The 24911-nt window shown below is 66.4% G+C and carries 25 protein-coding genes and 1 pseudogene; 13 read left to right on the plus strand and 13 right to left on the minus strand.

Annotated features, from left to right (window positions below; all coding sequences use genetic code 11):
• Positions 1 to 38: 38 nt before the first annotated feature.
• Positions 39 to 458: a limonene-1,2-epoxide hydrolase family protein gene (locus ABZ942_RS12680; protein WP_357381216.1), complete on the minus strand. Its 420-nt coding sequence runs from the start codon at positions 456 to 458 to the stop codon at positions 39 to 41.
• 55 nt (positions 459 to 513) lie between these two features.
• The gene (locus ABZ942_RS12685) at positions 514 to 1239 is read right to left on the minus strand and encodes a TetR/AcrR family transcriptional regulator (protein ID WP_357381218.1); all 726 of its coding nucleotides are present in this window, start codon (positions 1237 to 1239) and stop codon (positions 514 to 516) included.
• A gap of 112 nt (positions 1240 to 1351) precedes the next feature.
• On the opposite strand from ABZ942_RS12685, the gene ABZ942_RS12690 reads away from it, so the two are divergent.
• The 4 genes from ABZ942_RS12690 (at position 1352) to ABZ942_RS12705 (ending at position 4956) form a co-directional block, all read left to right on the plus strand.
• Positions 1352 to 2548, plus strand: a complete 1197-nt coding sequence (locus ABZ942_RS12690; RefSeq protein ID WP_357381220.1) for an FAD-dependent monooxygenase — start codon at positions 1352 to 1354, stop codon at positions 2546 to 2548.
• Positions 2549 to 2718: 170 nt separating this feature from the next.
• Positions 2719 to 3108 (plus strand): hypothetical protein, encoded by a 390-nt coding sequence (locus ABZ942_RS12695; protein WP_357381222.1) that lies wholly within the window; start codon positions 2719 to 2721, stop codon positions 3106 to 3108.
• A complete protein-coding gene (locus ABZ942_RS12700) occupies positions 3105 to 3698 on the plus strand; it encodes a DUF3558 domain-containing protein (RefSeq protein WP_357381224.1) in 594 nt (197 codons plus the stop codon). Before ABZ942_RS12695 ends, ABZ942_RS12700 begins: the two co-directional genes overlap by 4 nt.
• A gap of 22 nt (positions 3699 to 3720) precedes the next feature.
• Complete coding sequence (locus ABZ942_RS12705; protein WP_357381226.1) at positions 3721 to 4956, plus strand: hypothetical protein; 1236 nt, start codon at positions 3721 to 3723, stop codon at positions 4954 to 4956.
• Between the two features lie 34 nt (positions 4957 to 4990).
• Here the strand turns inward: ABZ942_RS12705 and ABZ942_RS12710 are convergent, their stop codons facing one another.
• The gene (locus ABZ942_RS12710) at positions 4991 to 6130 is read right to left on the minus strand and encodes a transposase (protein ID WP_357381228.1); all 1140 of its coding nucleotides are present in this window, start codon (positions 6128 to 6130) and stop codon (positions 4991 to 4993) included.
• Positions 6131 to 6240: 110 nt separating this feature from the next.
• Between ABZ942_RS12710 and ABZ942_RS12715 the strand changes: the two genes are divergently transcribed.
• The gene (locus ABZ942_RS12715; RefSeq protein WP_357381230.1) at positions 6241 to 6984 is read left to right on the plus strand and encodes an ESX secretion-associated protein EspG; all 744 of its coding nucleotides are present in this window, start codon (positions 6241 to 6243) and stop codon (positions 6982 to 6984) included.
• Between the two features lie 8 nt (positions 6985 to 6992).
• Here ABZ942_RS12715 and ABZ942_RS12720 read toward each other — a convergent pair whose 3' ends face one another.
• The 3 genes from ABZ942_RS12720 to ABZ942_RS12730 all read right to left on the minus strand — a co-directional run bounded on the left by ABZ942_RS12720 (position 6993) and on the right by ABZ942_RS12730 (position 10209).
• Entirely contained in the window at positions 6993 to 7790 is a 798-nt protein-coding gene (locus ABZ942_RS12720; protein ID WP_357381232.1) for an SGNH/GDSL hydrolase family protein, read from the minus strand.
• A gap of 454 nt (positions 7791 to 8244) precedes the next feature.
• Complete coding sequence (gene glyA / locus ABZ942_RS12725) at positions 8245 to 9540, minus strand: serine hydroxymethyltransferase (protein ID WP_357381234.1); 1296 nt, start codon at positions 9538 to 9540, stop codon at positions 8245 to 8247.
• Between the two features lie 90 nt (positions 9541 to 9630).
• Positions 9631 to 10209: a TetR/AcrR family transcriptional regulator gene (locus ABZ942_RS12730; RefSeq protein WP_357381236.1), complete on the minus strand. Its 579-nt coding sequence runs from the start codon at positions 10207 to 10209 to the stop codon at positions 9631 to 9633.
• Positions 10210 to 10448: 239 nt separating this feature from the next.
• Between ABZ942_RS12730 and ABZ942_RS12735 the strand changes: the two genes are divergently transcribed.
• Both ABZ942_RS12735 and ABZ942_RS12740 read left to right on the plus strand, forming a co-directional pair.
• Complete coding sequence (locus ABZ942_RS12735) at positions 10449 to 10907, plus strand: PaaI family thioesterase (RefSeq protein WP_357381238.1); 459 nt, start codon at positions 10449 to 10451, stop codon at positions 10905 to 10907.
• Between the two features lie 17 nt (positions 10908 to 10924).
• Positions 10925 to 11374 carry a nitroreductase family deazaflavin-dependent oxidoreductase gene (locus tag ABZ942_RS12740; RefSeq protein ID WP_357381240.1) on the plus strand — a complete coding sequence of 150 codons (450 nt, stop codon included), beginning with the start codon at positions 10925 to 10927 and terminating at the stop codon, positions 11372 to 11374.
• Between the two features lie 202 nt (positions 11375 to 11576).
• On the opposite strand, the gene ABZ942_RS12745 is transcribed toward ABZ942_RS12740, so the two are convergent.
• The gene (locus ABZ942_RS12745; protein ID WP_357381242.1) at positions 11577 to 12773 is read right to left on the minus strand and encodes a DUF885 domain-containing protein; all 1197 of its coding nucleotides are present in this window, start codon (positions 12771 to 12773) and stop codon (positions 11577 to 11579) included.
• Positions 12774 to 13008: 235 nt separating this feature from the next.
• Between ABZ942_RS12745 and coaA the strand changes: the two genes are divergently transcribed.
• Positions 13009 to 13941 (plus strand): type I pantothenate kinase, encoded by a 933-nt coding sequence (coaA, locus tag ABZ942_RS12750; RefSeq protein ID WP_357381244.1) that lies wholly within the window; start codon positions 13009 to 13011, stop codon positions 13939 to 13941.
• 6 nt (positions 13942 to 13947) lie between these two features.
• On the opposite strand, the gene ABZ942_RS12755 is transcribed toward coaA, so the two are convergent.
• Positions 13948 to 14562 carry a hypothetical protein gene (locus ABZ942_RS12755; RefSeq protein WP_357381246.1) on the minus strand — a complete coding sequence of 205 codons (615 nt, stop codon included), beginning with the start codon at positions 14560 to 14562 and terminating at the stop codon, positions 13948 to 13950.
• Positions 14563 to 14586: 24 nt separating this feature from the next.
• Positions 14587 to 15366 (minus strand): isoprenyl transferase, encoded by a 780-nt coding sequence (locus ABZ942_RS12760; RefSeq protein WP_357381248.1) that lies wholly within the window; start codon positions 15364 to 15366, stop codon positions 14587 to 14589.
• A gap of 207 nt (positions 15367 to 15573) precedes the next feature.
• Here ABZ942_RS12760 and ABZ942_RS12765 point away from each other — a divergent pair, with 207 nt between their 5' ends.
• Both ABZ942_RS12765 and ABZ942_RS12770 read left to right on the plus strand, forming a co-directional pair.
• Entirely contained in the window at positions 15574 to 16197 is a 624-nt protein-coding gene (locus ABZ942_RS12765) for a hemolysin III family protein (protein ID WP_357381891.1), read from the plus strand.
• Positions 16198 to 16257: 60 nt separating this feature from the next.
• Positions 16258 to 17847, plus strand: a complete 1590-nt coding sequence (locus ABZ942_RS12770) for an adenylate/guanylate cyclase domain-containing protein (protein ID WP_357381250.1) — start codon at positions 16258 to 16260, stop codon at positions 17845 to 17847.
• 19 nt (positions 17848 to 17866) lie between these two features.
• Here the strand turns inward: ABZ942_RS12770 and ABZ942_RS12775 are convergent, their stop codons facing one another.
• Complete coding sequence (locus ABZ942_RS12775; protein WP_357381252.1) at positions 17867 to 19903, minus strand: thioredoxin domain-containing protein; 2037 nt, start codon at positions 19901 to 19903, stop codon at positions 17867 to 17869.
• Between the two features lie 150 nt (positions 19904 to 20053).
• Here ABZ942_RS12775 and ABZ942_RS12780 point away from each other — a divergent pair, with 150 nt between their 5' ends.
• Positions 20054 to 21256: a Fic family protein gene (locus ABZ942_RS12780; RefSeq protein WP_357381254.1), complete on the plus strand. Its 1203-nt coding sequence runs from the start codon at positions 20054 to 20056 to the stop codon at positions 21254 to 21256.
• 161 nt (positions 21257 to 21417) lie between these two features.
• Here the strand turns inward: ABZ942_RS12780 and ABZ942_RS12785 are convergent.
• Together ABZ942_RS12785 and ABZ942_RS12790 are read right to left on the minus strand one after the other, a co-directional pair.
• A pseudogene (locus ABZ942_RS12785) lies at positions 21418 to 21588 on the minus strand (DUF255 domain-containing protein); the annotation flags it as partial.
• A gap of 224 nt (positions 21589 to 21812) precedes the next feature.
• The gene (locus ABZ942_RS12790) at positions 21813 to 22907 is read right to left on the minus strand and encodes a serine hydrolase domain-containing protein (protein ID WP_357381256.1); all 1095 of its coding nucleotides are present in this window, start codon (positions 22905 to 22907) and stop codon (positions 21813 to 21815) included.
• A gap of 172 nt (positions 22908 to 23079) precedes the next feature.
• On the opposite strand from ABZ942_RS12790, the gene ABZ942_RS12795 reads away from it, so the two are divergent.
• Together ABZ942_RS12795 and ABZ942_RS12800 are read left to right on the plus strand one after the other, a co-directional pair.
• On the plus strand, positions 23080 to 23832 hold the full coding sequence (locus tag ABZ942_RS12795) for a helix-turn-helix domain-containing protein (RefSeq protein ID WP_357381258.1): 753 nt from the start codon (positions 23080 to 23082) through the stop codon (positions 23830 to 23832).
• 151 nt (positions 23833 to 23983) lie between these two features.
• Positions 23984 to 24397, plus strand: a complete 414-nt coding sequence (locus ABZ942_RS12800) for a VOC family protein (RefSeq protein WP_357381259.1) — start codon at positions 23984 to 23986, stop codon at positions 24395 to 24397.
• 60 nt (positions 24398 to 24457) lie between these two features.
• Here the strand turns inward: ABZ942_RS12800 and ABZ942_RS12805 are convergent, their stop codons facing one another.
• Complete coding sequence (locus ABZ942_RS12805) at positions 24458 to 24877, minus strand: Dabb family protein (protein ID WP_357381261.1); 420 nt, start codon at positions 24875 to 24877, stop codon at positions 24458 to 24460.
• Positions 24878 to 24911: the final 34 nt, after the last annotated feature.

Below are 24911 nucleotides of genomic sequence, written 5' to 3' on the forward strand. Positions count from 1 at the left end.
GCAGACAACTCAGGACTGAGCCCGCCGCGCGGGGTGCTTCAGCCGCGCGGTAGTGCGGCGCGGAAGAGGCCGACGGCCGTGCCGCGCAAGAAGTTCTCCCAGCTGAAGTGGTCGTGCCACAGGATGATTCGGCCGTCGCGCAGTTCGAAGGTGCCGGTCACCCAGAACGCGATCCGGACCGGGCCGAAGCGCAGGATGTCGGTGCGGTCGGTGAGCACGATGTTGCCGTCGGCGGCGATGTGGTGCATTTCCACCGCGAAACCGAGCGCGTCCCGATTCAGGCCGAGCAGTACCTTGCGCGCCAAGCCGCCGCCGAGGTCGGGCAGCGAGGTGTTCTTCCAGACCACGTCGGGGTGCAGTAAGTCCAATGCTTCGGCGACGGGGCCGTGTTCGAGCGCGGCGAAGAACTTCCGCACCGTGGTGATCGCGTCCTGCTGAAGTTCTAGGTCCTGGGTCATATTCCGACGATAGGCCGTAGCCGGACAGTACGGCAGGCCCGGCGAACGAGACGGCTCAACCGCCTGCTCGTCGAGCTATCAGGACGGCCAAACCGTCGAGGACCCGTTCGATACCGAAGTGCAGGGCGTCGTTCGAGCCGGCCGAGGCCCCCGCGGCCGCCTCCTCGGCGAAAGCGGCGGCGACCGCAGGGTAGCGATCGCCCGCCTCGGTCATCATCTCCAGGAACTGCCCGGCGAACTGCCCCTCCGGATCATCACCCAGGGTGTGGATCTGTTGGGCCAGGCTGCGGACGTGACCGTTCACCAACACGATGGTGTCCAGTCTTTCCGGGCCGGTAAGGCCGGTGCCGCTGAGCGCAACCAACGCGCTCTCCATCCAGCCCAGCTCGTTCGGGCCGAACGGGCGGGTGCCGACGGTGAGTTCGATCGCCCATGGGTGTTCGCGATAGCGCTGATAGATCGACTCCGCCCAGAGCCGGATCCCGACTCGCCACGATTCCGAATCCCCTTGTGACGCCGCAGTATCCGGCGGAGTGCCCATCGCGGCGTCGAGCATCAGCGCGGTCAACTGCTCCTTACCGGGCACATACCGGTACAGCGACATCTTCGTGAAGCCGAGGCGCTCGGCCAACCGCTGCATCGACAGGTTCGCCAGCCCCTCGGCGTCGGCGATCACGATCGCCTCGGCCACGATCCCCGCCAGCGAGAGGGCGGGCTTCGGGCCCCGCTTGGGCCGCTGCTGGGTGCCCCACAGCAGCTGAACGGTGGTCGGTGTCGGCATACCCAAATCCTTCCGGAGAACGGCTTGACTTGAAACTGTGTCTACCATACTCTAATTCGCGTCCACTAGAAACAGAATCCAACGGACACAGATTCAGACCACAGGAGTCATCATGCGCAACAAGTCCGTTCTCATCTCCGGCGCCAGCATCGCGGGCCCCGCCCTCGCCTACTGGCTGGATCGCTACGGCTTCGACGTCACCGTCATCGAGCGCGCCCCCGGCCTGCGCCCGGGCGGTCAGGCGATCGACTTCAAGGGCAAGACGCACTTCACCGTCCTGGAGCGGATGGGCATCCTGGCAGACATCAAGGAACGCCGGACCGGCACCACCGACACCGTCTTCGTCGACGAGCACGGCAAGCGACTGGCCGTCATGTCCGGCGACTTCACCGGCGGCGACGTGGAGATCCTGCGCGGCGACCTGGCCGAGATCATGTACAAGCGCACCGCGGAACACTGCGAATACCTGTTCGGCGATTCGATCAGCGCACTCACCGAACTCGCCGACGGCGTGCACGTCGAATTCGAACACGGCCCGGCGCGCACCTTCGACCTGGTCTTCGGCGCCGACGGCATCCACTCCAGGGTGCGCAAGCTGACCTTCGGGCCGGAGAAGGACTTCGTCAAATACCTGGGTTACTACTACTGCGTCGCCGGCGCGAGCCCTTGGAGCAAGGACGCCACCGGACCGCGGGAGCGCGTCACCGCCTACGGTCACAACGCGCCCGGCAAGCTCGCGATCAGCGGCGGGTCGAAGGCACAGCAGTTGTACATGTTCAGTTCGCCCGAGCTCCACTACTCCCGCGACGACACCGCGGCCCAGCGGCGCATCGTCGAACATGTCTACGCCGACGTGCACTGGGATGTCCCCCGAATGCTCAGCGAGATGGCCGATTTCAACGACTTCTACCTCGACTCGATCAGCCAGGTGCGGATGCACGGCAACTTCACCAAGGGGCGGGTCGCGCTGGTCGGCGACTCGGCGTACGGAAACACCTTGGCAGGCTTCGGCACTGGGCTCGCGGTGGTCGGCGCGTACGTCATCGCGGGGGAACTCGCCGTCGCGGACGGTGACTACACCGTGGCGTTCGCTCGCTACGACGAGATCATGAAGGGCTACGCCAAGATCATGGGAAACAGCAACGCTGGAAGGTTCCTCGCGCCGAAGACCGCGTACGGCATCAAGATGCGCAACTGGTTCTTCGGATCGTGGATGTTCAGCATGATGGCGAAGTACGCGGACAAGGCCGCCAACGACATCGACCTGCTGGATTATCCCGCTATGGTCGACGCGGCCGAGATCAACTGAAACCGTTGGCCGCGCTGTGGTTTCGACCCCGCGCACTGGTTCGAGGCCGTCCAGTATGCGGGGTCGATCCGCCGATGTGCTCGCGCCGGAGAATCCACTGTGTTTCGATGGAACCGAATTGGGGTGGGGCGCGTCTATAGGGTCAGAGGCACTCATGAAAGGGGACGGTGATGGCGGTGGACAGCCCGTTTCCCGGGTACATCGAGGATGCGAAGTCCGGGGCGTTGACCGTGCGGATGGATCCGCAGGGGTTCGTCGATATCGACAAGGCGTGTCAGGACCTGATCGATTCGCTGGTGGCGGTGCAGACCGACGCGCGCGAACTCGGTGAGCGATCGTATTGGGGTCTAGGCGAAGCCAATCCTCGATTGTCATCGGCCATCGAGTTGGTCACCATGTTCCGCGAGAAGGCATTCGGCGGCCCCAACAACGCCTTCGACACCATCGCCGACTACATCGCTGTCGCCCAAGAGATCCAGACCATGTTCACCGCCATCCGTGACGCCTACGTCCATACCGACGCCGGGTTCGCCGCCAAACTGCGGGAGCTCAGCGTATGAACCTCGGCTCCAGCGGAACAGCTACTCCGCGAATCGGTTTCGTTGTGGCGGCGGCGGGTCTGTTCCTGCTGACCGGCTGCACCGGAGACAAGGGTGCGGGCACACCGACTCCGGCCACGACAGCGACGCCGTCCACCACCAACACGAGCACATCGACCGGGACCAACTCGCCCACCGCCTTCGACCCGTGCACGGCGCTGACGCCGCAGTTCTTGAGCGAGCACCGGTGGGACGCGAAACCGCCGGAACCCAAGCAGGACAGCGCGGCTGGAGTCACCTGGAAAGGCTGCCGCTACGTCGCCAAGGCGAGCTATGGCTTCGTTATCGAGACGACCAACGGCACGCTCCCTCAGGTACGGGAGAAATTCCCGGCCGCGGTGGAAGTCTCGGCGGGCCAACGCAAAGCGGTGCGCTACGAGGCGCGACCCGACGTCCCCGGTGGGTGTTCGATCAACGTCGAGATGCAGTCCGGCTCGCTGTACATCCTGACCAACGTTCCACAGACACCGGCCAACAAGAACCTCGCAGCCTGCGATATCACCACCGAAATCGCCCAAGCAGTCGCACCATTGCTGCCCGCGGGCAGCTGAACAACCCTACGGGGGAGCGATCATGAAACAGACCGACGGCCGCGCGATCACCAATCCCGAGAACGCGCAAAGTTTTACCCACGCCGAGATCAAGCAGGCGGCCGACGGGATGAACCCGGACGGGCTGGACAGCGCGTTCGACGCCTGGTCGAAGATCGCGACGGCGGTGACCGATGCCGGGCACCAGTTCGAGACCGCCATCAAGCAGGCGGTCGAACAGCATTGGGAGGGCGCGGCGGCCGACAGCGCGGTGCGCGGCATCCGCGACTACGCGACCCAGGTCGGCGAGTTCGGTACGACGCTGAACGCGCAGAGCACGCCGTTGTCGCAGGCGGCGAGTGCGGCGGCGAAGTTCAAGATATCGGTGCCCGACGTGGTGGACACCTCGACCAATCCACGCGGCCCCGAGCTACGCAACTCCAACGAGGAGCAGGCTCGCGACGAGATGACCACGCAGTACATCCAGCCGTACGGCACCACCGCCCCCGCCATTCCGACGCTGCCGCCGCCGATCAGCCCGGTCGTCGTGCCGACACCGGGCGGCGACAGCAGTATCGACCCCGGCACGAACCCGGTCCCGGGCAAGACTCCCGACAGCAACAGTTCGCACACTGACAACAACGGTTCCGCCACCGAGGATTCCGGCAAGCAGGCACCGACCGACAAGACCGAAAAGTCGGCGAACGATGGTAAGCCCGGCTCCGAGACAAAGCCGGAAGGCACTGCTGCGCAGTCTGTCTCGCCGGATCAGAACAACGCATCGACCACCCCCGCCGCGACGACAACGGCGGCGACCACCCCGAAGTCGCCGACCACCACCCCGACCATCTCCGCCAATCCGGTCATGACCGGAATCCCCACTACGACACTGCCGTCGGCACCGGCGACCGTCGCCTCCGCTTCGTACAACGGCACACCCAGCAGGTCGGGCACGCCGAACACCGGCGACCGCCCGAGCACCTCGACATCCCCGCACACGTCGGCGAGCCCGAGCAGCGAAGCACGCGCCGGCACCTCCCGGCCGCCCCTGCCCGCCACCACAACAGGCGCAGCAGGACCGCAACCCGCCGCCGTCCCTGGTCGAACGGGCGCACCAGGCACCTCGGGCTATCCCGGCATGTTTCCGCACGCCGCCCGAGGCAACGGCGAGGAGGACGGCGAACACAAGTCCCCCGGCTTCCTGCGCACCGCGGAGCACGCCAAGGAACTCCTGGGCGAGGTGGAAAAGACTGTGCCGCCGGTGATCGGCGAGAACTAACGCTTCCCCTGCCCGAAGGCAGGAGATTCACAGCTCAGACCGCAACCGAACCACCCACCCGAAGGAGGTGACCCGCTTGTCTCACGTCCTCAACACTGCTGTGGCCGCGCTCTGCCACAACCAGAATCACCCTGGCCGCGTTCCGATCCCGACCCGCGGTATAACCACACTCGGGGCACCGGAAAACTTTCTCGCACAGGTCGAGTCGCTTGGCTCTCGCAAAACAATCACTGCACGTCATCGTCGTATAGGCGGGCTGAACCAACACCACCCTCCGGCCAGCCCGCACACCACACTCGATCAACGCCCGCTTCGCCGCATCCGCGGCTATACGCGCCATCGTGGACTTCGCCAGAAACTTCGGCTTGAAATCCTCCACCGCGATCAAACCATGCTCAGCGACAACACGTTTGGCCCACACCCGCGAATCATGCTGCGTTTGCCGAGCCGCCTTCTTATGCAACTTCACTACCTGCCGGGCCGCCCACTGATAGCCACGCGACTGCGGACCGCGCTTGCCACAGCGGCGGCGGGCCATGCGCCGTTGGGCTTTCGCAAGTTCCGCGGCGCACCGTTTCCGATGCCCCAGGAACGGCAGGTCGAACTCGGTGTCAGTGGTTGTGGCAGTCGTGCTCACACCCCAGTCAATACCGATACCAGGCTCAGCTATCGGCACGGTTTCGACCTCACGGCGGACGACGAACGAGGCGTACCAATGCCCCAAACTGTCGCGAGTGATACGCACAGACCTAGGCTCCGAGGGCAGTTCGCGCGACCAGACAACCGAGATGGAAACCCCTTTCGGCAGCAGCAGCCTGCCATCGCGGATGCTGAATCCGCGCAGGGTGTATGCCAACGAAGGCAACGCCTTCTTCCGGGATTTGAACACCGGTCGCCCGCGTCCTCTGATCTTGAACGACTGATCGTGGGCTCGCGCATAAGTGCGCAGAGTCTGCTGCTGCGCAACTTGGGACCCATCACGCAACCATTCGTTCCGGGCACGCGCTCGAGTGAGCAACTTTCCGAGCTTGGAGAAGGTGGGGCGCGCACCCGACTTCTGTTGGTGCACAGCCTCATTCCACAGAAAACGGCACCGACCCCACTCCGCAAGCAGCGCCCGCTCCGCCTCCACACCAGGGCGCAGACGATAGGTGTACCGCACCACTTCCTCCATATCCGGCAATCTAGCCGACACCACCGACAAACCCTCGCGACCCAATTCCGAAAAGGAGGATGGCGCTTTCTCTCCCCCGTGAACGAGGGGGTATCCGCGTCAAACACCCGATGACGGCACAGTGGTCGCTGTCGGCGGAGCAGTTCGCGGCAGCCTGGTTCGGCACCGGCCTCGATCGACTGCCCTTCCCGTTCCGGTTCACCAGCCGTTTCCCCGGTCTGCACGAATATCAGACCTACCAGCGGGAATTCCGTGACGAGCTGGCCCGGCCCGAGCGCGTCCCGCTGGCGCGCGCCATCACCGTGCTCGCCCAACCCGATTGGCGCATCGAGCTTTTCGGCCAGGACAACACCCGCGACGGCGTCGAGATGCGGGCGATCGGCTGCGCAAGTCGCGGCGGCGCGGGCGTGATCGCACAACAGACACCGGCCCCCACCGGCGGCCGAGTCCAACTGCGCCGCTGCCGGGTCGACCAACTCGCGACCGAACTAGTACGACTGCTGCCGGACGCCGCGGCGGGCACCACGGGCGAAAAGTCCTTCCTGCTGGACGATCTCAACGACGACCGCCCCGACCTGTTCGGCAGCGCCCCAGCCAGCGAGGTCAAGGATCGCTACCGCCGCTTCTGGCGCCAATCCTGCGACACCCGCGGCACCGCCGCCGTCCTGCTCGGCCCCCGCAACGCCGAGCCGCTGCGCACCGGCCGCCTGCGCTGGATCGACACCGCCGACGGCCGCTACTACGAGGTCCCCGCCAACCGCGCCCTGATGATCCGCCCGGGCACCAGCGCCGACATCACCCGCTACCTCGACGAAGCGATCGCCCGCGCCAGAGCCAGGCTGGATTCGGTGTGAACTGCCGATCAGGTGTTCGCGCGGATCGCTTCGATCAGTAGCTGCGCCTCGTGCTGATGGCCAACGGCGTTGGCGTGTAACGGTTGTGCGGGGGAGGCCGGGAAGATGCCTTCGGCCCAGCGATCGTCCTCCGGCGCGCAGGCATCGTGGCCGACGCTGGCCGGGTAGACATCGATGAAGGTCGCGCCGTGGGCTGCGGCCTGGGTGACCAGTACCGCGTTGACGGCTTCGACGCCGGCGAAGATCTGGTCGGCCTGCGTCGGCAGCAGCGGCACCGCCGGGAAGCAACCGCCCGCGCGCACCCGCTCGATCTTGCCCATCACGAAGATCCGGGCCTGTGGTGCGCGGGCGCGGATATCGTCGAGCAGCCCAGCCAATTTCGGCGCCAGCGCGGTGGCGGTCCAGCCGTCCTCGGCGTAGTCGTTGATGCCGAAATCCACCGAGACGATCGTCGCATCCGCGGTCACCGCGTCCAGCTGCGGCGGGTTCGAGCCGCCGAACGGCAGCGGCTGTGCCGCATACATATTCGCGATCTTCGCGCCGGAACACGCTGGGTCACGCAAGGTCAGTCCGAGCGCTTCGGCGGTCAGGTGCGCGTAATTGTGGTCGGAGCGAAAGCAGCCCAGCGGGTAGATCTGCTCCGGGATGAAAGGTCCCGCCGCGCTCGACTCCCCCACCGACACATAGACACCCGACGGTTCCGCAGCCGCCGACGCACCCGCCACACCCGCGACGAGCACCACCAGCGTGCAGACCACCCGGACCACCCGCCTGCCGACCACCAGGTTGCCTCCGTGTCGAGTCACCTACCTGAGAACTGCACAACTTCAGACTGCGCTCCCCCGCCCTCAGACGAAGGTGATCCGCGCAAACACTAGCGGGATCGCACTCGCCTGATCCGCGACGACACGGCTCGGCGACCACATCAGTGCATGCATCGTCCAGAATGGTCGCCCCGATATCGACCGAAGGCGCCCTTCAGCCCGTCCAGGCAACCAAAGGACCCCCTCGGTCGAGGTAGACGCTGAAGGTCAACTGACCGAAGGGGGCCTTCGGTGCCTCAGTCGGGTTGGAGGGCGCCTTCGGTCGCCAAGAGGACGCGGGTAGTGACGCGGGTAGTTGGGAGAGGGGTGCGCGATTGGCACCCGTCTATGACAACAGCTCAGGATTGTGGGGACGACCGCATCCACAAACGACTCGGGCTCGCATACCCGGTGATTTCACCGGGTATGCGAGCCCGTCGAATGTCTTCGCGGAGACTCAGCCCAGCAGGCGCCAGTCCTCCAGGCCCTCGTAGAGCGGGACGCTCTGGGCCAGCTTGGTGACGCGCCCGCGCAACGTGTCGACATCGGAGGTGCCCGCAAGCGCGGTGGCGATGATGTCGGCGACCTCGGTGAACTCGGTGTCGCCGAAGCCACGGGTGGCCAGGGCGGCGGTGCCGATGCGCAGGCCGGAGGTGACCATCGGCGGACGCGGGTCGAACGGAACGGCGTTGCGGTTCACCGTGATTCCGATTTCGTGCAGCAAATCCTCGCCCTGCTGGCCGTCGAGCTCGGAGTTGCGCAGGTCGACGAGCACCAGGTGCACGTCGGTGCCGCCGGTGAGCACGCTGACGCCCTTGCCCTTGACGTCGGCGGCGGTCAGGCGCTCGGCCAGGATCTTCGCACCGGACAGCGTGCGCTCCTGCCGGTCCTTGAACTCACCGCCCGCGGCGATCTTGAAGGCGACGGCCTTGGCGGCGATGGCGTGCATGAGCGGTCCGCCCTGCTGGCCGGGGAACACCGCGCTGTTGAGCTTCTTGGCGAACTCCTGCTTGGCCAGGATCAGGCCGGAGCGCGGGCCGCCGAGGGTCTTGTGCACGGTGGAGGACACCACGTCGGCGTGCGGCACCGGCGAGGGGTGCAGGCCGGCCGCGACCAGACCGGCGAAGTGCGCCATGTCCACCCACAGGTAGGCGCCCACCTCGTCGGCGATCGCGCGGAACGCGGCGAAGTCCTGCTGACGCGGGTAGGCCGACCAGCCCGCCACGATCACCTTCGGACGAGCCTCGAGCGCGATGGTGCGCACCTCGTCCATGTCGATGCGGTGGTCTTCCTTGCTGACACCGTAGAAGTGCGTCTCGTACAGCTTGCCGGAGAAGTTCAGCCGCATGCCGTGGGTCAGGTGACCGCCGTGCGCGAGGTCGAGGCCGAGCAGCTTGTCGCCCGGGTTCATCAGCGCCATCAGCACCGCGGCGTTCGCCTGTGCGCCGGAATGCGGCTGCACGTTGGCGAATTCGGCGCCGAAGAGTTCCTTGGCGCGGTCGCGGGCGAGGGTCTCGACGACATCCACGTGCTCGCAGCCGCCGTAGTAGCGCCGGCCCGGGTAGCCCTCGGCGTACTTGTTGGTGAGCACACTGCCCTGCGCCTGCAGCACCGCGCGCGGCACGAAGTTCTCCGAGGCGATCATCTCGAGGGTGTCGCGCTCGCGGGCGAGCTCACCCGCCATCGCGGCGGCGAGCTCCGGATCGAGCTCACCGAGAGACTGAGTATTGACCGAGGCCGTCGTCTGCGTCACCGCCACAGTCTATGGGCCTGCATTGTGCTCTTCAGCATGGGGTTCCAGGCCACTCCGGGGCCATCCGCCTCTCGACGCGTGTGCGGTTCGTCAGCTGTCGGCGGCGGCCGGGAGGTAGTGGTCCAGCAGGACCGAGAGGTGTTTTTGCGCGTCGGCCAGTGGCTGACTGGATTTCATGGCGCGCGACTGCACGATCGCACCCTCCAGCGCGCTGATCACGAAGCTGGCGAAGGAGTCCGCCGCCTCGACCGGCAGGCCCGCGTCGGCGAACCCGATACCGAGCCTTGCGTGCCAGTCGGCGAATACCGCACCGGCCGAGGCCTGTACATCGGGCTCGGCTTCGGCGAGCGCGGCGCCGACGATCGGACAGCCGGTGCGGAACGAGCTCGTGTCCAGTGCGGTGATCCACCAGCCGAACAGTGCGTCGAACCACCGTTGCGGCGGACGCGAGGCGGTGACCTTCTCGATCACGGTCGCGAGCCGGGCGCCGGCCACGGTGGTGGCCGTCGCGACGAGCTCGCTCTTGCCGGACGGGAAGTGCTGATACAGCGAATTGCGGGACGCCTTGCCGCGGTCGAGCAATGCGGTCAGACCCGCGCCTGCCACGCCTTGCTCACGGACCAGCTCGATCGCGCTCTCGATCAGCCGAGCGCGTGGGCCTGTGGTCATCGGGAACCCCCTGTCCGGTCGAAGTTTTCGGCGCCCGTCGAACGGTCGAGCACTGGATAAGTGTGACTTATGCCACCGAGCGGCGATCGACCGGAGATTCCGCCCGTTGTCGGCGGCGTCGGCGCGGCACGCAGGTCTCGCACGTGGACCTTCTCCTCCCGCACTGTTGCATGAACCGATCGGTCCGTGCTCCAATCATGACAGATGTGGACCGATCGGTTCACCGAAAGGACGGATTCATGTCGGAGACCACGATCGATCTCGCGCAGCTGACGGGCCTGGAGATGCTTCGCCTGGGAATGACCATGAAGGACCGCCCGCCGTTCATCGGCGATCTGCTCGGCATGGAGGTGGACATGATCGAGCAGGGCAAGGTGGTGTTCACGCTGCGGACCCGTCCCGATTTCGCCAACCCGCTCGGCAGCACGCACGGCGGCATCTGCGCCACCCTGCTCGACTCGGTGATGGGCTGCGCGGTGCACTCCACCCTCGACGCGGGCGTCGGCTACTCCACCTTGGAACTGAAGGTCAACTACATCCGCTCGGTGCCCATCAACGGCCAGAAACTCACCGCCACCGGCACCACCATCCACGTCGGCCGCACCACCGCGACCGCCGAGGGCCGCGTCGTCGACGAACAGGGCAGGCTGGTCGCGCACGCCACCACCACCTGCGTCATCCTGCGCGGAAACCGCTGAGACACAAGGAGCTCGCCATGAGTGCACGCAGCACCAGCGCGGCGGTCCGCAAATTCCGCCGCGAACGCCTCATCGGCCGCTACCTGGCCAACCCCGCCGTCGGCCTGCTCGACCGCATCGGCATCCGCTCGGCCCTGCTCGCCGAATTGGAGACCACCGGCGCGAAAACCGGTCAGCCGCGCCGTGTTCCGGTCACCGTTTCGGTGGATGACCAAGGCGCCTGGCTCATTTCACAGCACGGCCGCCGCTCCGGCTGGGCCCGCAATATCGTCGCCGACCCGAAAGTCCGCCTGCGTCAAGGCAAACGCTGGTTCACCGGCACCGCCGCCTTCGTCCCCGAGGACGACGTGGTCGCCCGCGCCCGCAGCTTCGCCAAGGGCCGCGTCCCCGAATCCGCCGCGGAATGGACCATGAAAGCGCTGGAGAGCGACTCGATCTCGGTGCGCATCACCTTCACCAACAGCTGACTCCCGCCTTACCCCCACCACTCGGGGCACCGTGATTCGGGGCCCGGCGAGCCGTAACGAGACACCCGATTCCGCCGGTTCAACAGATGGCCGGCACGAACCGGAGGGGATCGCGCCGTACGACACACCGCGGCGCCATCGCCCTCGGGCATTCGCACCCGCCGCCACTGCCCGGCGGCGGGTGCGAATCCGTGTTACGAGGTCAGTTGCGGCGGAGGGCACCCGGCGTCAGCGGTTCGTCCAGCAACCGGCGGAAGCGGTCGGCGCGGTCGTCCGCATCTGCGGCGCCATCCAGCCAGCCGCCGAGCAGTCGGTAACCCTCCACGTAGGTGGAGATGTAGGCGCGCCATAGCGGGGAGGACAGGAAACGCAGGGACTGGCGGGCGCGTTCGGGGGTGGCGAGGCTCCAGGTCTGGAGGAACTCGGCGACCTCGTCCTCGGTGCGATGCTGATCGTGCAGCAGCAGCGCCGCGTCCTGACGGACGCTGAGCAGCTTGGCCGAGGCGGTCGAAAGTTGTTCTGCCCGTTCGCCGTCGAAGCGCAGGCCGAGGTCGGCGTAGATCTCCTGGGCCCATTTGCCCCAGCCGGGGCCGACGATGGCGTGCAGGGCCAGATCGGCGAGGCCCTCGGCCATCAGGCACTGCGGAGTGTTCACGACGAACAGGGTCTGTTCGGCCTGGCCTGCCGCGACCAGTCCGGCCTCCTTGCGGCAGTGCTCGGTGTGATGACCGGGGTAGGACTCGTGCGCGATCAGCGACGGCAGGTGCGTCATGTGTTGTTTGAGGTCGGAGTTGATCGCGACGCGGGAGTGGTAGTTGCCGAGGTAGTAGTTGAAACCGGACCAGGGCTTGTCGCCGACCACCTCGTAGGTGACGTGCTCGTGGTCGGGCAGCGGATAGCGGTCGCGGACCAGCTCGCGCAGGGCGCTGGAGAAGGCTTCGACGCAGGCGGCCAACCGTTCCGGCGCGATCTCGTCGGCCTTGCGATGCGCGGCCACTCGTTCGGCCAGCGGGCCCGCACCGGCGAGCACCTCGTCCATCTGCCGGTGCGCGTCGCGGTAGTCCTCGACGTCACCCGGGGTGATGTCCACGTCGAAGTAGGCGCGCACCTCGTCGACGAACCCGATGTCGTCACCGGCGAACTTGCGACCGGAGCATTCCAGCGCACGCAGGTGCACGTCGAGGAATTCGGTGCGCGCCACGGTCAGTCCCGCGTCGGCCAACCCGGCACGCAGTTCGGCCGCCCGGCGGGCGAGCTGCCGCGGCTCCGGCGCGGGAGCGTTCGCGACGTCGCGGCGCAAGGCCGGATCACCGGTATACGCGTCGACGAACCCGTCTTCGAGCCGGTCGAATGCCAGGCCGAGCCGCAGGTACTCGGTCACCAGTGGATGCGCTGCCATCCGATCGACTTTAGCGGCTCACCAGGAGCCCGGACGCGGCACAAACACGCGACGCCACCCTGCGTTCGCCCGGTGCAAAGCGCTCGGCGTCGACCGGGTCAGCCCGATATCGGTACCCCGCTTTTTCCACGCCGTTGACGCAGAGCAGAATTCGGCTATGCGGCGAGAGTTAGACCGAATCACACGGAGCCGGCACGGTATGTGTACGCGTTTGCCGAACTGGAGCGTCGGGTAAGTGGCACGAATGAGCGAGCCCAGTCCATATGTGGAATTCGACCGGAAACAGTGGCGCACACTGCGTAAGTCGACTCCGCTGGTGCTCACCGAGGAAGAGCTGAGGGGCCTGCGCGGTCTCGGCGAACAGATCGACCTCGAAGAAGTCGCGGAGGTGTATCTGCCGCTCGCTCGCCTCATCCATCTGCAGGTGGCCGCGCGCCAGCGACTGTTCGCCGCGACCGCAACCTTCCTCGGCGAGACGCACCCCGATCAGCAGGTGCCGTTCGTGATCGGTGTGGCGGGCAGCGTCGCGGTCGGCAAATCCACCACCGCCCGCGTGCTGCAGGCACTGCTCGCCCGATGGGATCACCATCCGCGGGTGGACCTGGTCACCACCGACGGATTCCTCTATCCCACCGCCGAACTCACCCGCCGCGGCATCATGCACCGCAAGGGCTTCCCGGAGAGCTACGACCGCCGCAAGCTGCTGCGATTCGTCACCGAGGTGAAGTCGGGCGCGGCCGAGGTGTGTGCGCCGGTGTACTCACACATCTCCTACGACATCGTGCCCGGCAAGTTCCACTGCGTGCACCAGCCCGACATTCTCATCGTCGAGGGCCTGAACGTGCTGCAGACCGGGCCGCGGCTGATGGTGTCGGACCTGTTCGACTTCTCCATCTACGTCGACGCCCGCATCGAGGACATCGAGAACTGGTACGTGCAAAGGTTTCTCGCGCTGCGCGAGACCGCCTTCGCGAACCCGAACGCGCATTTCCACCACTACTCCGGATTCACCGACGAGCAGGCGACCCATGCCGCGCAGGAGATCTGGAACAACACCAACCGCCCGAATCTGGTGGAGAACATTCTGCCGACCCGGCCTCGCGCCACCCTCGTGTTACGCAAGGACGCCGACCACAGCATCAATAGACTGCGACTGCGTAAATTGTGATCCCGCTTACAATTTCCAGGCCTCGTCGAGGCGTTTGGCCACATTGATATCGCGGGCCGCGGCAATGTGCGGTTTCTGGATCTCCTTGGCGATATAGCGGGCGACGAAACGCCGGATCTCCTGATCGACGCTGGCGAGGATGCGCAAGAGTTGCCCGCGAATGGTGCCGGTGGCCACATTGATCCGAACGTCGCTGGATCGTGGCGTCGCGATATCGATCACCACGCGCAGCGGCGCGGCGGCCCGGACGGTCAGCTGCAGATGGATATGGCCGTCCACCTCGAACCGGTGCTTGTCCAGCGCGAGATCGATGAGCATGTCGACGCTCAGCGGGATCTTCAGCGCGAACGAGATCACCTCGTCGATATCGCGGCGCACCTCGGCCTGCCCGAGTTGCACCTGTGCGCTCGCCTTCGCCAGCCGGCCCGGACCGACGCCGATCGGGCCGAAATCGAAGGCGGCGCCGGTCAATTGGTCGAAGGCGCCGAGGATGCGCTGCTCGGTGGCGGCGTATTCGAGGAACCGCCGCCCGAAGTCCTCGTAGCTGATGTAGGGCACCGGTTCCGTCGCCGTGGGTGGCGCGTCCCGGTGGCCGCCGGAGCGGCTGTCGAGGTCACTCATGACCCACCGCGCAGTAGAACAGGGTCAGAGACCGAAACGCCGGTGCCGGGCCGCGAAGTCGCGCAGCGCCCGCAGGAAGTCCACGCGCCGGAATTCCGGCCAGTATGCCTCGGTGAACCATATCTCCGAGTATGCGCTCTGCCACAGCAGGAATCCGGAGAGTCGCTGTTCACCGGAGGTGCGGATGACCAGATCCGGGTCCGGCTGGCCGGAGGTGTAGAGGTGCTGGCCGATGGCGTTCACGGTGATCGACTGCACGAGATCCTCGCCGGTCTCCCCCGCCGCGATCTCCTGGCGGACCAGTGAGCGCACCGCGTCGGTGATCTCCTGCCTGCCGCCGTAGCCGACCGCGACGTTCACGTGCACGCCGTCGCGTCCCTCGGTGCGTTCGGCGGCCGTGCGCAGCCGCTTGGCGATCAGCTCGGGGAAGCCGTCGAGCGAGCCGACGATCCGCACGCCCCAATTCTGTTCCGGGGCCGACAGTTCCTCGAGCACGTCGGTGATCACCTCGAAGAGGGTCTCCAGCTCGTCGGGATCGCGCTGCAGGTTCTCGGTGGAGAGCAGATAGACGGTGACCATCTCGATGCCCTCGGCCTGACACCAGCCGACCAGCTCGGCGATCTTCACCGCGCCGACCCGGTGCCCGTGGCTCACGTCGGTGAAACCGTTCTCGCGCGCCCACCGCCGATTACCATCGCACATCACCGCGACGTGGCGGGGATGTTGTTTGCCGGCCAGCTGCTTCATGAGCCGGGCCTCGTAGATGCGATACGGCAAACCCCGCACCTGAACCGGAAGCTCCACGCGGCCACCCTACGCCTCAGCGGCGGGATCCTGGCAGCGACCGGGTCTCCCGGTACAGTGGCGGGAGACCGTAACTTACGGTTCCGTAGGTTACCGGTGGGTTCAATCAGGAGGTAGCTCGTGTCCGAATCGGTCGGCGACACCGACACCGGAGTGGTCGACGACTCGAGGTCCGAGTCGCTGGTCGAGGCGCTAGGCAAACCCCGGATGCGCGGCTGGATCCATACCTGGGCCGTCGGCGTTGCGGCCGTCGCCGCCATCGTGCTCGTCGCCGAGGCGGCCACCATTTCGGCCACCGCGGGCTGGTCCACCGCCGTCTACGGGCTGACGGTGTGTGGCCTGTTCGGCATCAGTGCGGTCTATCACCGGGTGACCTGGCCCACCGCGCAGGCCCGCATCCGGATGAAACGGGCGGACCACTCGATGATCTTCCTGTTCATCGCGGGCAGCTACACGCCGTTCGCCCTGCTCGGCCTCCCCGGCCGCACCGGGCAGACGCTGCTGATCGTGGTGTGGGCGGGCGCGCTGGCCGGTGTCGCGCTGAAACTGTTGTGGCCCACCGCTCCTCGCTGGGTCGGCGTTCCGCTCTACCTGTTGCTCGGCTGGGCGATCGTGCCGGTCGCCGGGCAGCTGAACAGTCAGATCGGCATCGCGCCGCTGATCCTGCTGCTGGTCGGCGGGCTGTTCTACAGCGGCGGCGCGATCCTCTACGCCACCAAGTGGCCCAACCCGTGGCCGACCGTCTTCGGCCATCACGAGTTCTTCCACGCCGCGACGGTGCTCGCCGCGCTGACCCACTATGTCGCGGTCTGGCTCGTCGTCCTCCGATGACCAGCGCGAACGGCTAAGCTGCTCGTTCGTGTTCCTAGTCACTGCCGTTCGTGGCGTCGCATGATCGCCCGGCTGGTCATCTGGGCACTCAAGGCCCGCGCCGGTCTCGCGGCGGTGGTGATCACCGCCAATCTCAGCGGTCTGGCCGTCATCATCATGGAGCTGTGGCTCAGCGGGTCGCTGAGCAGGCTCGGTCCCGACTGGCTCCGGCATGTCGCGCTGGCGGGCATCTATCCCACGCTCGGTTTCCTGGCCGGGGTCGCGCTCGCGATCCGGGACCGGTCGTACCATTTCGGCTGGCTCGATCAGGGGCGTAAACCTACCGAGGAGGAAGCGCGGCAGCTGCTCCGGCTGCCGATCACCATCACCACCCGCGCGCTCGCGGTGTGGATCACCGGCGTCATCGTCGCGACCCTGTCGCTCATCCGGTTGACGCCGGACAACGATCCTGCGGTGATCGCGGCGCTGTTCACCTTCGGCGGGATCGAATCGGTGGGGCTGACCTTCCTCATCGTCGATCGGCTCATCCGGCCGACCATTCCGATCGTGGCCGCGGTGCTCGGGCCGACCATGCACTGGAGTTCCTCGGTGCTGGTCCGGGTCGTGGTGAGCTGGGCGGTCGCGGCGGCGTTGCCGATGCTGATGCTGATCGTGGTGCTCGGCAATCCGGTGGCCGATCCGGCCGATCGCGTGCGCACCGCCATCTATCTTTCGGTGGTCGGTCTCGGCGTCGGCGCGCTGGCGACGGCGTTCCTGGCCCGCGCGGTGGCCACGCCGATGCGCACGTTGCGGCTGGCGTTGGATCGCATCACCAAGGGCGATCTCGACGTGCGCGTCCCGGTGGGCAGCACCAGCGAGATCGGGCGGTTGGAGAACTCGGTCAACGAGCTGGTCGCGAATCTGCGTGAGCGCCAACGGATGCGCGACGTATTCGGCAGGCACGTCGGCGCCGAGGTGGCCGAGCGCGCGCTGGCCGGCGGGCTGGACTTGACCGGCGATGTGCGGGTGGTGACCGCGCTGTTCGTCGACGTGACCGGCTCGGTCGAACTGTCCACCGGACTGCCGCCGGAGGAGTTCGTCGCCAAGCTGAACCGGCTGCTCGCGACCGTCGTCGCCGCGACCGAGGAGAACAACGGGCTGGTCAACAAGTTCGAGGGCGACGCGGCGCTGTGCATCTTCGGCGCGCCGATCGCCCTGCGCGACAACGCGACTCCCGCACTACGCGCGGCGCGGCGAATCCGGGACGAGGTGGTCGCGGCGGGCGAACTCGACATCGGCATCGGCGTCGCGCACGGTTTGGTCTTCGCGGGCGATATCGGCTCGGACACGCGGCTGGAGTACACCGTCATCGGGGACGCCGTCAACGAGGCCGCCCGCCTCACCACCGAGGCGAAAGAGGTGCCGCGCCGAATCCTGGTGAGCGGGTCCGCCATCGAGGACGCCGCACCGCACGAACGCGCGAAATGGACGCTGTACGAGACGATTCTGCTGCGCGGGATGAAGAAGCCGACGGCCTGTTGGACCGACCTCGACCCCGCCGAACCGAGTACCAACGGTGCGTCGGCCGCCGCGCCGAGCGGCACCGCAGATCCGACGACCGACCGCAGCGGAGTAGTCGAAGTCCGCACCGCCGCAACGGAAACCGACTGAGCCCGGTCGGCTTCCGAGCCTATGTCCGTTCCAAGGATGCGCGTAGTTCAGCCGATGTCGCCACCGGGAGGTCACAGACCGTGCCGCGGCAGACATAGGCGGCGGGCTCGCCGCCCAGTAGCGGGCGGTCAGCCAGCAAGGGTGCCGAATTCGGCAGGCCCGCAAGGATTACCGTGCCGCCGGGGGCGGTGGCACGGGCGGTGGCGAGCAGTTCGCTTGGCTCGCCGGGTGTTTCGGTGGCGATGGCGACCTGGAGGGGTCCGCGGAGCGCGGCCTCGGCGACCGTGAGCCACTGGCCCGCGGAGCGCGGGGCGCGGGCCAGGACGACTGCGCCACGCTGGAGGGTCTGTTCGGCCAGGGAGAAGTAGGGAACGGCGCGGTCGGGATCGCTGGCGGCGGCCGCGGTGAGCAACGCTTCGGCGAGGGCGGACGCGCCCGCCGGGGTGGCGCCGTCGACCGGGTCGCGGGGACGGGCGACCAGGGTTTCGGCGTCGTCGGCGGTGTCGTACCAGCTGCCGGGGACGCCGGGGTCGGCGAAGTGCTGGATTGCCTTGTCCAGCAACCGTTGTGCCTCGTCGAGCCAGCTGAGCTCGCCGGTGGCCTGATGCAGGGCGAACAGGCCGGTGACGAGCCAGGCGTAGTCCTCCAGCACGCCGGGCGACGCTCCGGCGACGCCGTTCAGTGAGGCGCGACGCACGCGGCCGTCGATCACGTGCTCGGACAACAGGAATCGCGCGCAGCGGACCGCGGCGGCCACCCAGTCGTCTTCACCCAGTGCGGCACCCGCCTCGGCCAACGCCGTGATCGCCATGCCATTCCACGCGGTGACCACCTTGTCGTCGCGGTCCGGTTGCGGGCGGCCGTCGCGCGCCTTGCGGAGCGCAGCGGTGACGCGGTCGAGCCGATCGATGTCTGCGGGTGCCGGATCGGTGTATCGGGTGAGCACCGAGGTGCCCTGCTCGAAGTTCCCACCGGTCGTCACTCCGAAAAACTCTGCGGCCCAAGCGCCGTCGATCGGACCGACTTCACCGACCAGCTCGGCGGGCGTCCAGACGTAGGTCGCGCCCTCCACGCCGGGCTGGCCGGGTTCGAGATGCGTATCGGCGTCGAGGGCAGAGGCGAAGCCGCCCTGCTCGGTACCCAGATCATCGAGCAGGAACTGAACGGTCTCGCGAGTAACCCGGTGCGCCGACGACTCCGGCGATCGCCGCGCCAAATGCCCGTACGCCCGCAGCAATTGAGCATTGTCGTACAGCATCTTCTCGAAATGCGGTATCACCCAGGCCGGATCGACGGAGTAGCGCGCGAAACCACCACGCAACTGGTCGTAGATGCCGCCACGCGCCATCGCCTCGGCCGTACGATTCACCGCCGCGAGCACAGCCGGATCACCACTGCGCTCCCAGCTGCGCAGCAGCCCCTCCAACAGCGCCGACGGCGGAAACTTCGGCGCCCCACCGAATCCCGCATGCTTCGGATCCTCGTCCCGCAGCACCGCGGCAACCGCATGATCGAGCAGTTCCGCAGTGATCGCGAGATCGGAGTCGGGCAGCCCCGCCGCCTGCGCCTGCAACGCCTCGGTCACCTGCGCCGACGCCTTGTGCACCTCATCGCGCCGCTGCTGCCAGGTCTCGGTGATCGCGGTGAGCACCTGCGTGAACGACGGCATCCCACCCCGCGCCACCTTCGGGTAATACGTCCCGCAGTAGAACGGCTCCCCCTCCGGCGTAAGGAAGCACGTCATCGGCCACCCACCCTGCCCCGTCATCGCCACGGTCGCATTCATGTACACCGCATCCAGATCAGGCCGCTCCTCCCGATCCACCTTGATGCAAACGAAGTTCTCGTTCATCAACTCCGCAGTCGCCACATCCTCGAACGACTCGTGCGCCATCACATGACACCAGTGACAAGACGCGTACCCGATCGACAACAGGATCGGCACATCCCGCTCCGCCGCCTCCGCCAAGGCAGTGGCATCCCACTCCCGCCAATCAACTGGGTTGTCGGCATGCTGACGCAGGTAGGGAGATGTCGCAGCGGCCAATTGGTTCACGCTTCCAGCCTGCCATACCGGGGTGCACGGAAACCCGATCCTTACTCGTCATCTCGCGTCCGGGGTTAACTCGGATTGATCGTTGCGTTAGTCCGAGTTATGGGGTTAAATCGGACTAAGGTTGCGGAATTTCCGGGTTAGGAGGCGTCTGTGTCGACAAAGTGGCCCGCGCACACCCGGGAGCGGCGAGCGTGGCAGCAGACGCATCGCGGCGGCACCCGGGACGATCGGATGCTGCGGGAGATCGAGGTGTCCCTGCCACCAAGGATCGCCAGACAGGCAGTTGACATCGATGCTGCGCTGTCGGCCGAATTGGAGGCGGCGGTTCGGGAGATCGCGGTGTTGGACGCCGCGCACGGGGACCAGCTCGAGGCGTTGGGGTTACTGCTACTACGCACCGAGTCGGTGGCATCGTCGAAGATCGAAGCCATCGACGCCGATCTCGACGACTACGCTCGCGCGCTACACGGCATTCGGAGCAACCCTTCGGCGGTGGCGATGGCCGCCGCAACAGACGCGCTGGACGCACTGATTGGCTCCGCCTCCCGGGAGCGTCGGGTCACCATACCGAATTTCCTTGCCGCGCACCGCATTCTCATGGCCGACGACAAGTACGAACACATGCATGCAGGGCGCTTCCGGGACCTGCAGAACTGGATTGGCGGCAGCGACCATTCGCCGCGTGGTTCGCTCTACATTCCGCCACCACCGGACACCGTGGCTGACTACATGGCCGATCTAGAGACGTTCGTCAACCGGAGCGATCTGTCGGCGCTCGCGCAAGCGGCGCTCGCGCACGCGCAATTCGAGTCCATCCATCCGTTCACCGACGGCAACGGCCGGATCGGGCGGGCGCTCATCAACAGTGTGCTGCGGTTGCGTGGCGTAACCACACTGGTGGTGGTTCCGCTCGCGTCGGCACTGGTAGCCCGGCGCGACCGCTACTTCGAGCTGCTCACGCTCTACCGGACAGGTGACGTGCGGCCACTCATCTCGGATTTCGCGCGATGTGCGGCAATCGCGGCGGCACAGTCGCGAACGACAGCCGAGCGGCTGCGCGACGAGATCCCTCGCGAGTGGCGTGACCTGCTCGGCGGCGTGCGCGCTGGCAGCGCCGCCGCCGCGTTACTCGGACACCTACCTGCCCACCCGATCCTGTCCGCCGAAGAGGCGGAAGCCCTGACAAACGCTTCTCGCAGCAGTGTTTTCGCGGCAATCGACCGCCTGACCGAAGCTGGTGTACTACGGCCGCTCACCGATCGGAAACGCAACCAGATCTGGGGCGCCGGCGCAGTCCTCGACGAACTCGACGACCTCGGCGTCCGGATCGCCGACGCGGCTCGCCCAACGTGATCATGTCGGCGACTTGCTCTGCGGTGTCGATACGAACTACAGGCCACACTCTCCGTGTCCACCGGAGAGGACGGCACCATCGACAGCCGAGGAATCTCGTCGGGTTGCGTCACATCTCCGCAGGTAGCAACACTTCTCGAAGACTACGGCACTTCGCAACTCACATGACACCAGTGACAAGACGCGTATCCGACCGACAGCAGGATCGGCACGTCCCGCGCCGCCGCCTCGGCCAGCGCAGCGGCGTCCCACTCTCGCCAATCCACCGAATTGTCGGCATGCTGAAGCAGGTAAGGTGATGTCGCACTAGACAATTGGTTCACAGTCGTCAACCTCCCACATCGAGCCGGAGCGCAACACGATCTGATCGCTTCGCCCGGACGTGTGCGGCAGGTCTTGCTGGAACAGCAAAAAGCACCTGCCACCACATCGCGGACTCGTGCGCTATCACCTGAACAGTAGTGCGCCATCGCCGGTCGAATCACTGTGGCGTCCCGCTGGCATAGCGGTGGGTTGGCACAGTCGATCGGTTGCCGACGGCGTCAGGGTTTCGAACTCAGGCATGCGGGCGGAAAGCCGCCTCGAGCAGCTCGGGGAAGATATCCAGCGGTGGCATTCCCCAGTCTCCGTTGACGTTCTGGGTCACGACGCGCTGCCCGTCACGCGTGCCGTACAGGTAGGACCAAGCGCCGGTGATCATCCCGCCGTGACCGTAGACGGTCGTCCCGTTGGGTAGCGTCACCGAGGAGATGCCGAGACCGTAACCGTAGCCGTCGAGCCATCTGCCGTCGGGCACCGGGGTCATCGTGAGCATCTCGTCCAGCTGTGCCGGCGGCAACAACCGACCGGACAGCAGCGCACTGAGGAAGGTGTTGAGATCGGTTGCGGTGGAAATCAATTCGCCGACACCGAAGCCGTAGGTCGCACTCAGCTCGGTCACGTCATGCACGGGTGCGTCGGCCTCGGGGAGCATCAGTTTCGAGTAGGTCCGGCCGTGCGGTCCTCGGATCTCGGTTTCACCGCCCGGCGCATAGGTACCGGTCAGTCCCAGCGGACGGGCGATCCGTTGATCCAGCACGTCGGCATAGGACTGCCCGGTCACCCGCTCGATGATCATCGCGGCGAGCACGAAGTTGGTGTTCGAATAGCCCCACTCGGTACCCGGTTCGAAGTCGGCCGGATGCGAGGTGGCGATGTCGATCAGCTGCGTCGGCCGGTAGACATCGAATCGGTGCTCCAGCATGGCCGGACTATAGAACAGCTCGATCATGGTCTCGTCCAGGGTGTAGCCGAAGATCCCACTGGTGTGACCGAGCAGCTGACGGATGGTGATCCGGGTACCGTCATGCCCGTTGCCGCGGACCAGACCCGGCAGCCACTTCTCCACGGTGTCATCGAGACCAAGCTGGTACTCCGCTACCAGCTGCAACACGATCGTGGCAGTGAAAGTCTTTGTGACACTGCCGATTCGGAAGTGATCTCCCTGCTGCGGGGCACGATCAGAGCTCAGGTCGGCGGCGCCGGCCGAATCGAACCAGGTCTGCTTGCGGTCGCGGATCTCGGCGAACATGGCGGGGTAGCCGTTCTCAGTCACCGCCCGCTTCAGGACGCTCTGCACTGCGGCGGTCCCGGTGTTCAAGTTGATGGTCATCACGCTCTCCTTCAGGTCGGATTCATCTTCGCGATGAGAGAAAAGCTATGTTGCGTTCACAATATCGTCAATCGAATGACATCACCGAAATATGCATATTCGCAGCTTAATTGGCTGTAATCGTTGCAATGATATTGCCGATGAATGCATGACCTGTCGCAAGAATGTTGCAATGACTCGAGCCAAGCGGCAGTCTGGTAGCCCCGAACCAGAGGAGGAGCTCATGCCCGGCGGCCGACTGACGCAGCAGGACCGTCGGCAGATCGCCGCCGGGCTCGCGGAGAACCTGTCCTACGGCGCGATTGCCAAGCGCCTGCAACGGCCCACCTCGACCATCACCCGGGAAGTGATGCGCAACGGCGGACCCCACGACTATCGAGCCGACCGGGCACATCACGCGACCGGACTCCGTGCGCGCCGGAATCATCGTTCACCCCAACCGATTCCCCAGTCTCGCCGTGATCCGGACGGACGCGATCCCGAGGCGGTGCGCGACTTCACCGCGCACTTCACCACCCTGCTGGACAACTCCGGCATCCCCCACATGATGGCGGGCGTGCTCGCCTGCCTATACGCCACCGACAGCGGCAGCCTCACCTCCGCCGAACTGGTCCGCCGACTCCAGGTCAGCCCCGCATCGATCTCCAAAGCCGTCGGTTACCTCGAAGCGCAGGAACTGATCCGCCGCGAACGCGACTCCGACGGCCGGCGCGACCGTTACGTCATCGACGAAGACGTCTGGTACCGAGCGATGCTCGCCAGCGCACAACTGAACGTCCAGGTCGCCGCCGGCGCTCGCGACGGCGCAGACACCCTCGGCCCGAGCACCCCGGCCGGTGTCCGCCTGCGCGCCATGGCCCAATTCCTCGGCGACGTCGGTCGCGACCTCATCGAATCCGCCGAGCGGCGCCGGACCGACGGGTAGGCAACTGGGACAGCAAGTCCGACACGCTCGGCAGCACTGTCGCCGACCAAGGTTCTACCAATAAACGCGACAGGAGGTGTCGTGATTACTTGAAAGGCTGGCTCGGTGACCGTCGGAAGGCCCGATCGGTCGCGTCATGAGGGAGCGTCACGTGAGTTCTGGAGTCAATCCGTGCATCGTGTTCAACGGCAACGCTCGGCAAGCGATGGAGTTCTATCGGGAGGTCTTCGGCGGTGAGTTGGCGGTCGGAACGGTCGCGGACTTCGGCTCACCCGAAGCACCCAGCGCTGACAGCGTCATGCACGCCCGGCTCGACACGCCGGCCGGTTACACGCTGATGGGATGGGACTTCCCGGACGACCGGCCCGACCACCCGCCCTATCGGCCAGGCAACAACGTTGCGGTCTTCGTCGGTGGTGACGCCGCCGAACTCCGCGGCTACTTCGAGAAGCTTTCGGTCGGCGGCACCGTCACACTGCCCCTCGAAGCGCAGGTGTGGGGCGACGAGGCGGGCTCGCTCGTGGACCAGTTCGGGATCAGCTGGATGTTCAACATCACGACCTAGCAGCACGAAACCCCCTGTCGGACAGGCTGTCCGGCAGGGGGTTGTGTTTGGATCGGGTGGTTACTTCTCGCCGTGGTGTCCGGGTGCGGCGCTGCCGCTGTATTCGCCGAGGTCGGAGACCAGCTGGGTCAGTTCCGGGTCGCTGTCGTAGCGGCGCTGGTGCAGTTCGGCGATCTTCTCCGCCATCGCCGGATCCTCGTCGTCGGTGATGTCGAAGGAGGCGAACTTGTCGACCAGGGGCAGACCGACACGGTCGGTGTTGCGGTGGGCCGGGTGGATCAGGTACTCCCAGTAACCTGCCAGGTCCTCGATGACGAACACCGCGCCCCACTGGTATTCGCCACCGAAGTCGGGGCCGACCACGAACGACTTCACCGACGGAATCACCCGGCCCTGGTTACGCAGGCTCTCGAGGGCTGCTTCGATCGCCTCGGGGGTGGCGTCGGCACGGAGGGTGAAACGGTTGCCGTGGTAGATCATGTCTTTCATCCTTCATTCAAGTGAGCCGCAGGCT

It is taken from the genome of Nocardia sp. NPDC046473 (assembly GCF_040645995.1).
In the GTDB taxonomy this organism is placed as follows: domain Bacteria; phylum Actinomycetota; class Actinomycetes; order Mycobacteriales; family Mycobacteriaceae; genus Nocardia.